1 protein-coding gene is annotated in these 683 nt (G+C 39.8%); it reads right to left on the bottom strand.

What is annotated here, in order from left to right; genetic code table 11:
- Nucleotides 1–168: 168 nt before the first annotated feature.
- Entirely contained in the window at nucleotides 169–435 is a 267-nt protein-coding gene (locus JC606_RS23260; protein WP_137409008.1) for a DksA/TraR family C4-type zinc finger protein, read from the bottom strand.
- Between the last annotated feature and the right edge of the window lie 248 nt (nucleotides 436–683).

Below are 683 nucleotides of genomic sequence, written 5' to 3'. Positions count from 1 at the left end.
GGTGAGTCACATATGGTGTCGTTGACCTTCAAGCTGATTTGATCAACAACGCCGTTCTAAACAAGAGCGATGGTTATTTCCGTATATCTTCAATAATAAACCATTTAATAAAACTAAAAGGCCTTACATAAAAGTAAGGCCTTATCTATTTTGAAGATATCCGTCAGTTTAACGTAATTGACTATCTTTACTTGCTCGACGGTTAAACAATGAATGTCGATGTGCGTCATGCTCTAATAATGACTGACATTCGATACACAAACGAACGCCTTTTATCGCGAGTCGTCTTTGTTCTGGTATCTCGTCGCCACACTCATCACAATAACGCAAACTCTCACCACCTCCTAGGTTCCCTCTTACACGAGAGATCTCATCATCGATGGTGTTTTGTATTTGCTGGCTGACACTGTCGTCTCCAGCCCATCCTACGGCCATAAGCCCTCCTCAATACATAAACGAGAAAATCTTTACCTACCGCGGTAAGAGGACATTATAGCCACATATCAATTAAGTAATAATAACCAAAGATAACAAAATACTATTACACTATGGTAATAGTACTGAAATGAAAGTAGCTAAGGAATGCACCAACCTATTATTAAGGCAATAAAAAACCCAGCCAATAGGCCTGTCTCTTGATCACAAGTCGAGCTGATCAAGAGACTTAGCCAACTCATATCCCT

This window comes from Vibrio sp. IB15, from assembly GCF_016406055.1.
Classification (GTDB): Bacteria; Pseudomonadota; Gammaproteobacteria; order Enterobacterales; family Vibrionaceae; genus Vibrio; species Vibrio chagasii.
This window is presented reverse-complemented; position numbering and strand designations above follow the sequence as displayed.